Source organism: Lactococcus sp. UBA7128, assembly GCF_002492185.1.
Taxonomy (GTDB): domain Bacteria; phylum Bacillota; class Bacilli; order Lactobacillales; family Streptococcaceae; genus Lactococcus; species Lactococcus muris.
Genome location: NZ_DKXK01000068.1, coordinates 1 through 7855 on the forward strand (window position 1 = coordinate 1; position 7855 = coordinate 7855).

Genomic DNA, 7855 nt, shown 5'->3' on the forward strand with positions numbered 1-7855 from the left:
AGTGTTTGATGAGAAAAGCGAGGAAGTCTTTCGCTTTTCCACGTTCTCAGCTTCTGCAACCAGTGTCTGAAAAACTTACAAAAACAAACCACAGTCTAAGGTTGAGCTTCTTTTCCTCATAGCATTTCCTCTCTCAGGTATGTTTATAACTCTTTCATTTTTATCTCCACTTAAAATACGCTTATTATCTAGAAAAAATGATAGAATATAAGTATATGAATATTCAAAAGGAGGTGGCAACATGCCATTTGTACATGTCGAATTAGTTGAAGGACGCAGTGCTGAAGTCAAGGCAGCTTTAGCCAAAGAGATTACGGAAGTCGTTATGAAGCACACTGGTGCTCCTCGTGAGACAATCTATGTCATTTATGATGATATGGCTAAGGAAAACTTTTATCCGCACGGTGCGCCAAAACAATAAAAGCATTTCAAGAAAAAATCAGCTTGAAACAGAAAAAACGTTCAACGCAACATTATGACATGCTGCATTGAACGTTTTTTTTCTGGGATTTCTGCCTTAATCTCACCTTCAAGTTAATTTTTATTCATCATAATATCCAATATGACTGGGTCTGAAGTTTGCATTCCCTTTGAAACATAGCGTCCTAAATCACGAATACAATCATCTACATTTTCAGAAACTATACCGTTTGTTGCTGGTATAACTATTCCAGCTTGAGCCAGACGTACCGCGCGATACATCGAAGAGACCGAGCTAACTACTTTTATGGCACAAGAAAATCCTGCGCCATCACAAATCATCCCCACTGCATCACCAATCATATTTTTAATTGCCATCTCAGCCTTTATTTCATCCTCTGACTCAAGATAAATCAAGGCTGCTGCAGCTCCCATAGCCGCAGAATCTGTGGCACAATAGGCAGATAAGAGGGGTAAGAAAGCATGAATATAAAGAGCTGTTAAATGAGAAAGAGTCAGAGCTCTAATAAGTTTTTCATCACTTATTTCTCTGTGCTGTGCAAATACGCAGACTGGAACTGTCGCTGTGATTCCTTGGTTACCTGAACCAGAATTTGTCATCGCAGGCCGTTGAGCTCCTCCCATGCGGGCATCTGATGCAGCAGCCGTGCAAACAACTATCTTTTCCTCTAAAGAGAGGATCTGCAGCTGTATTTCCCCGAGCAATGTTTTCCCAATCTTCATACCATAGTCATGCTCTAGCCCTTCCTTCACTAAAGCCATATTTAAGTCCTTAGCCCTTTTTAGTGAGCAAATGCTTTCTAAGTCTTGACATGTTGCAAATTCCCAGATTTCTGTGAAGCGGCAGCTTTTTAGGAAGTTCGTATGCTTTGACTCCTCATCAGATAAGGGCTTTTCCTTTTCAAAAATCACTTCTTCATTTTTTTGAATCCAATAAACATGGGTATGGCCACCAGCAATTTTTACTGTCACAGTGTCCTCTCTGGACATGATAGTCACTTCAACATAGAGCTTATCTTCCACAGGAACTACTTCTGCACTTACATTGTCTGATTTCGCGAGTTCCAAAATTTCTCTTAAAACATTTTCCTTCAGGTTGGAAATGACTTTCAAGCCAGCTTCTGCATCACCACCTATTGCACCTGCAGCTGCTGCTACTTTTACTCCAGCTTCTCCCGTTCCGGGTACAATGACAGCCAAAGCATTTTTCATCACATTAGCGGAAACGCGGATATTTATACTGGCAATCTTTGAGCTTCCTAAATATTTACTGCAAATAGCAGCAGCATAAGCAACGGCAACTGGCTCAGTACAACCTGTCGCAGGCTTTACACCTTCTTCTAAAACCTCTAAAAAACTTGTTTTAATCTCTTCTGTAAGCATTTTTCCCTCTTTTCATTTTCTGACTTTTTCACTTTAAATTATAAGACTTCTACCCTTTTATTGCAAGCGTTTTCTTTACCGTCATACCTCTATGGGTACAAGCTTCTTGCATTGCCAAAAAACTTAGGTTAAAATAAATCCATGAAGATTTTAATTACAGCGGGTGGTACCACTGAGCCCATTGATACCGTTCGTGGTATCACTAATTTCGCTACAGGTAGTTTAGGAAAATTCACTGCTGAAGAATTTTTAGAACATGGACATCATGTTATTTTATTAGCTGGACGTTTTGCACAGCTGCCCTCAGAACAAGAAAATTTAACTGTTATTCCAATTGGCGACACACAAGATTTACTAGATAATGTTGAAAAGTACCTTCCATTAGTAGATGTTGTTGTACACAGTATGGCTGTTTCTGATTATCGTCCTGTTTATATGGCTGGGATAGACGACTTACCACAGCCGCTTACAAAAGAACAACTCCTTCATTTCCGCCCTGCAGCACAGAAAAAAATATCATCAAATTCTGAGTATCAAGTGATGCTCTTAGAAAAAACACCAAAAGTCATTTCATTTATTAAAAAGTGGAAGCCTGAGGTTCTTCTTTTTGGCTTTAAACTCCTTTCTGGTGTTAGTGAAGAACACCTGCTCGAAGTTGCCCAAAGCAAACGCAAAGAAACTTCTGCTGATTTTATCCTTGCAAATGATTTGGCTAATATCCAGGGAGAAAATCATCTGGCATTCTTAGTTAGTGATTCTGCAGATATTACTCGACTTACAACCAAATCACAAATCGCTCAAACAATTGTAAAAAAATCTGAGGAGGCACATCATGGCTAATATAACCCTTGCCGTAACAGGTAGCATTGCAGCATACAAAGCTGCCGATATCGTCTCAATGCTCAACAAAAAGAACCACAACATTACTGTTTTGATGACAAAAGCAGCCACTCAATTCATTACACCCTTAACTTTACAAGTCTTATCTAAAAATAAAGTGCACACTGATATTATGGATGAAGAACATCCAGATGTTGTCAACCATATCGATATCGCAAAACACACTGATATTTTTGTTGTTGCGCCTGCCACTGCTGACACCATAAGTCGCCTTTCTCACGGTGCTGCTTCTGATATTGTGACTTCCGTAGCACTTGCGCTTCATCCAAGCAAAAGCAAATATATCGCTCCTGCCATGAATACCAATATGTATGCCAATCCTTTAACCATGAAAAATATTGATATTTTAAAATCAATAGGATACAATGTTATACAACCTAAACAATCTCTCCTGGCTTGTGGAGACTTTGGCCAAGGTGCCTTAGCTGATATTGATACCATCGTTGATACGCTAGATCAAGCGACTAAAATTAAGGAAATTTAAAACATGAAAAAATCAAAAGCATCAGATATTGCCATTCTTGCGATTTTTATCGCTATCATGGTTGTCGTGCAAGTCTTGAGCCAAATCGTCTATAGCATGTGGCCCCTTCCCATTGTGCCTACACTCTTGCATATTCCTGTCATCATTGGTTCTATTGTCTTAGGTGCACGTAAAGGAGCTTTCTTAGGACTTGTGATGGGGATTATTAGTGTCATTAACTCAACAATCCTTACCACGCCTTTGAGTTACGTATTTAGCCCACTGCAACCTATTCCTGGTACAAATCACGGCTCACTTTGGGCTTTAGTGGTTGCTCTTGTTCCGCGAGTTCTGATTGGCGTTTTTCCTTATTTTATCTATAAAGCTATGAAAACACGCACTGGTGCAGCCACAGCCGCTTTTGTCGGCACAGCCACAAATACCGTCCTTGTGTTAAGCTTTATTACCCTGTTTTTTGGGCAATACACAGGTATGACTTTTACTAATCTCATTCAACTTATCGTTACGGGCAATTCCATTGCTGAGGTAATCATAGCTGTAATTTTAACCGCAGCCATTGTTCCCTCATTAGAAAAATCTCGTTAAAATATCACACAGCCGCTCTCTGGCTGTTTTTTATTTTTTGGAAAATAGAAATGAAAAATGATATAATACATCTGAAACCGAATTCATTTTTAGATGAGGATTTAAAACAAACAATAACTGATTGAAGCCTAAAAAACAGGCTTTGGAGGATAAGGATGTCATACAAAGAAATTTACGAACAATGGTTAAACGCTGACTTAACGCCCGACTTGCATGAAGAACTTCTTGCAATGGACGAAAAAACAAAGGAAGATGCTTTCTATACCTATCTTGAGTTCGGTACAGCCGGCCAACGTGGCCTTTTAGGTGCAGGTACAAATCGTATGAATATTTACACAGTACGTTTGACAACTGAAGGGCTTGCACGTCTGATGGACAGCAAAGGCGATGCGAAAAAACGTGGTGTAGCTATTGCTTATGATAGCCGTCACTTTTCTAAAGAGTTCGCTATGGAAACTGCAACAATTCTGGCAGACCATGGTATCCCAAGCTATGTTTATGACAGTCTCCGTCCTACTCCTGCATTGAGCTTTACAATTCGTGAGCTGAAGACTCTTACAGGTGTTATGATTACGGCAAGCCATAATCCTGCGCCTTACAACGGCTACAAAGTTTATGGCGAAGACGGTGGACAAATGCCGCCTGAAGATGCTGCAGCCTTGACCGAATATATTCGCCAAATTGACGACATTTTCTCTATCACTTTAGGTGATACTGAAAAATATATTGCGGAGGGCATGATTACCATTATTGGTGAAGATATTGATGCAAAATATCTTAAAAACATTGAAACCGTAACCATCAATCATGAATTAATTAAGAAATACGGTCGTGATCTTAATATCGTTTACACACCACTTCACGGAACAGGCGAAATGCTCGGACGTCGTGCTCTTGCCACAGCTGGATTTGAAAAAATTGCCGTCGTTGAAGAACAAGCTATTCCCGATCCAGACTTTTCAACTGTAAAATCACCAAATCCTGAAAGTCAAGCAGCCTTTGCAATGTCGGAAGAACTTGGCCGTAAAGTTGGAGCTGACATGTTAGTTGCCACTGACCCTGATGCCGACCGTATCGGTGTGGAAGTCCGCTTACCTGATGGAAGTTATCAACCTTTGACAGGAAACCAAATCGGAGCTGTCTTGGCCAAATATATCCTTGAAGCACACAAAACAGCTGGCACATTACCTGCTAATGCGGCAATGGCTAAATCTATCGTTTCTACTGAGTTAGTCAGCCACATTGCTGAAAGCTACAATGTCGAAATGTTCAATGTACTCACTGGTTTCAAATTCATTGGCGAGAAAATTCATGCTTGGGAAACTACAGGTGAACACACTTACATGTTTGGTTTTGAGGAAAGCTTTGGCTATCTCATCAAGCCTTTCGTCCGTGATAAAGATGCTATTCAAGCGATGCTCCTCATCTGCGAAGTTGCGGCTTATTACCGTTCTTTAGGCAAAACTCTATATGATGGTATTCAAGATATCTACGCTGAATATGGCTACTTTGTTGAAAAAACACTTTCAGTTACGCTTGAAGGAAGCACTGGGAAAGAACAAATCGCTGAAATCATGGGTAAATTCCGTGACAATGCACCAGAAAAATTTGACGGTCTTGAAATTCTTTTGACTGAAGACTTCAAGGAACTTACTGCAACATCACACAGTGGCAAAGTTGAAAAATTAACAACTCCTCCTTCTGATGTTTTAAAATATCATTTAGAAGATGGCAGTTGGATTGCTGTTCGTCCTTCAGGTACAGAGCCAAAGATAAAATTCTATATGGCAGCTGTGGCAGATACAGAGGAACAAGCGCAAAGCAAGATTGAACATTTTGAAAAAGAAATCACAACATTTATTTCCTAAAATTCAAACAAGAAGCTGTCTTTAACAGATAGCTTTTTGTCTGTTTTTGCCCTTCATAAAAAGCTATCTATTTTTACCTATTTCAAGGAAATAGAAAGTCTTTTTAATGTGATAAAATAGCTGATTTAAGACTATAGACCTATTGAAAAATAAAATAATTTCCTGTAGAATAGTAACAGACTGTTTATTTATAGAAAGTATAGAAAGCGAATTTATTTTGAAAAATTTGAAAAAAAAATTGTCCTTATTAGGAATAACAAGCGCTGGTTTGCTCTTGCTCTCTGGCTGCGTCCAAACCCATATCGTTGATGGTGTGCGTGTTCCTACTGAAGCTGCGACACAAGGTTTAACTTATCAAATTCTTGTTAAGCCAATGTCCTCCTTTGTCGACTTATTTGCAAATAACATGAACCTTGGTTATGGCTGGGGGATTGTCTTGGTAACCTTGATTATCCGTTTCCTCATCCTCCCTCTAGGTCTTAATCAAGCCTACAAATCAACTTATATGCAAGAAAAAACTGCCTATTTAGCTCCTGTTTTTGAGCCTTTAAATGCTCGCCTCAAAGCTGCTACAACTCCAGAAGAGCGTATGGCTGCACAGCAGGCACTCATGAAAGCTCAAAAAGATAATGGTATCAACATGTTAGCTTCAATGGGCTGTTTACCATTACTTATCCAGTGGCCCTTCTTCATTGCCCTTTACAATGCAGCAGCATATACTCCGGGTATTTCTACAGCAACTTTCTTTGGTATCAACTTAGGTAGTCCAAGTATTGTTATCACGCTCATTGCGGGTATCTTCTACTTCCTCCAAACTTGGATTTCCACAAAGAGCATGACACCCGAACAAAAGAAAACTGGCTTGACAATGCTCATTATGAGTCCTGTAATGATTATCATTTTCAGTTTTATGTCTCCTGCAGGTGTAGCCCTTTACTGGGCTGTCGGTGGTATCGTTATGGTTATTCAGCAAATTATCATTACTTATATTATGAAGCCACGTATGCGCCAAAAAATTGAAGAGGAATTCAAACATAACCCACCAAAAATGGCAGACCTTCCAAAAGATGTGACACCTAAATCTGCCACACAGCAAGGCTTGAAAAACTTGGATGCGCCACATAAGAAAAATAATAAAGGACGTAATAGCGGTAAGCAAAAACGTAAATAAAAGTATAAAAAGAGGAGCAGCTTATGTTAGCTCCTTTTGCTATTGAAAATAAAGGACATAGAGTGTTAAAAATTTGGACATCTGAGTTCGAGATATGATGAAATCAGTTACCAAGTTGTGTAAGCCTCCTTTAGTTCCTCAGCGAAAAACACAAATTCTAACTAGAGTTTAGCTTTCATGAGGAACCACCTCAGAAGAAGAGAAATCGAAAAAGTCCAGTAGCGTAATAAACTCTACTGGACTTTTTTGATTGCTTTAAGTCAAATGTACACCCTTGTCTACATAAATAATATCACCAATAACTCCTGTGGCCAATGGACTGACAAGGAAGGCGGCTGTCTGCCCCACCTCCTCAATAGTAACACCTTTGCCATCAGCTGTACGACTATTTGACTCTTTAATCAAGTCTTTATAGCCAGCAACCCCTGAAACTGCAAGTGTCTTGATAGCTCCAGCTGATATAGCATTGACATGTACGCCAACATGTGCCATTTCTGCCGCCAAGTAACGCACTGCTGATTCCAATGCTGCCTTAGCAATTCCCATAACATTGTAGTTAGGAATAGCCCGAACAGAACCCATGTAGCTTAAAGTAACAATACCAGACCCTTCATTGAGTAAAGGTTTTGCTGCTTTTGCTACAGCAAGCAATGAGTAAGCAGAGATATCTTGTGCAAGCGCATAGCCGTCACGTGAAATATCCGATACATTACCATCAAGTTCTTCTTTTTTAGAGTAAGCGATGGCATGCACCAAACCATCTATTTTACCAACACGACTTTCAATCGTTAAAAATGCCTGATGAATGGATTCGTCAGATGCAACATCACACTCGATAAGTAAATCTTCTGGTTCAGCAAGCTTTGTAAGCTGCTTTTCCATACGTTCATTTTGATAAGTGTAGATCAACGTTGCCCCTTGATCTTTCATAGCTTTAGCACAGCCCCAAGCAATAGACTTGTTGTTTGCTACACCCATAACGACAATTTTTTTTCCTTCTAAAAACATATAAATAAGTCCCCT

Annotated in this window: 8 protein-coding genes; 6 read left to right on the plus strand and 2 right to left on the minus strand. The window is 39.6% G+C overall.

The annotated features are described in order from the left end of the window. Positions 1–241: 241 nt before the first annotated feature. A complete protein-coding gene (locus tag B4H39_RS07210) occupies positions 242–421 on the plus strand; it encodes a 2-hydroxymuconate tautomerase (RefSeq protein WP_251421291.1) in 180 nt (59 codons plus the stop codon). 113 nt (positions 422–534) lie between these two features. Here B4H39_RS07210 and B4H39_RS07215 read toward each other — a convergent pair whose 3' ends face one another. Next, a complete protein-coding gene (locus tag B4H39_RS07215; protein ID WP_251421293.1) occupies positions 535–1824 on the minus strand; it encodes a serine dehydratase subunit alpha family protein in 1290 nt (429 codons plus the stop codon). Between the two features lie 141 nt (positions 1825–1965). Here B4H39_RS07215 and B4H39_RS07220 point away from each other — a divergent pair, with 141 nt between their 5' ends. The 5 genes from B4H39_RS07220 (at position 1966) to yidC (ending at position 6832) form a co-directional block, all read left to right on the plus strand. Continuing rightward, positions 1966–2664 carry a phosphopantothenate--cysteine ligase gene (locus B4H39_RS07220; RefSeq protein WP_251421295.1) on the plus strand — a complete coding sequence of 233 codons (699 nt, stop codon included), beginning with the start codon at positions 1966–1968 and terminating at the stop codon, positions 2662–2664. Continuing rightward, a complete protein-coding gene (coaC, locus tag B4H39_RS07225; RefSeq protein ID WP_251421298.1) occupies positions 2657–3208 on the plus strand; it encodes a phosphopantothenoylcysteine decarboxylase in 552 nt (183 codons plus the stop codon). The genes B4H39_RS07220 and coaC overlap by 8 nt, the downstream gene beginning before the upstream one ends. Positions 3209–3211: 3 nt before the next feature. After that, positions 3212–3793 carry an ECF transporter S component gene (locus B4H39_RS07230; protein WP_251421300.1) on the plus strand — a complete coding sequence of 194 codons (582 nt, stop codon included), beginning with the start codon at positions 3212–3214 and terminating at the stop codon, positions 3791–3793. Between the two features lie 155 nt (positions 3794–3948). After that, positions 3949–5661 carry a phospho-sugar mutase gene (locus tag B4H39_RS07235; protein ID WP_251421302.1) on the plus strand — a complete coding sequence of 571 codons (1713 nt, stop codon included), beginning with the start codon at positions 3949–3951 and terminating at the stop codon, positions 5659–5661. Between the two features lie 217 nt (positions 5662–5878). Beyond that, entirely contained in the window at positions 5879–6832 is a 954-nt protein-coding gene (gene yidC / locus B4H39_RS07240; protein ID WP_251421304.1) for a membrane protein insertase YidC, read from the plus strand. 255 nt (positions 6833–7087) lie between these two features. Here yidC and fabI read toward each other — a convergent pair whose 3' ends face one another. Next, the gene (gene fabI, locus B4H39_RS07245; protein ID WP_202231474.1) at positions 7088–7840 is read right to left on the minus strand and encodes an enoyl-ACP reductase FabI; all 753 of its coding nucleotides are present in this window, start codon (positions 7838–7840) and stop codon (positions 7088–7090) included. Positions 7841–7855 lie beyond the last annotated feature (15 nt).

Coding starts and splice junctions, on each gene's coding strand:
- B4H39_RS07215 (WP_251421293.1), bottom strand. CDS start 1,824: ATGCTTACAGAAGAGATTAAAACAAGTTTTTTAGAGGTTTTAGAAGAA.
- coaC (WP_251421298.1), top strand. CDS start 2,657: ATGGCTAATATAACCCTTGCCGTAACAGGTAGCATTGCAGCATACAAA.
- B4H39_RS07230 (WP_251421300.1), top strand. CDS start 3,212: ATGAAAAAATCAAAAGCATCAGATATTGCCATTCTTGCGATTTTTATC.
- fabI (WP_202231474.1), bottom strand. CDS start 7,840: ATGTTTTTAGAAGGAAAAAAAATTGTCGTTATGGGTGTAGCAAACAAC.
- B4H39_RS07235 (WP_251421302.1), top strand. CDS start 3,949: ATGTCATACAAAGAAATTTACGAACAATGGTTAAACGCTGACTTAACG.
- B4H39_RS07210 (WP_251421291.1), top strand. CDS start 242: ATGCCATTTGTACATGTCGAATTAGTTGAAGGACGCAGTGCTGAAGTC.
- B4H39_RS07220 (WP_251421295.1), top strand. CDS start 1,966: ATGAAGATTTTAATTACAGCGGGTGGTACCACTGAGCCCATTGATACC.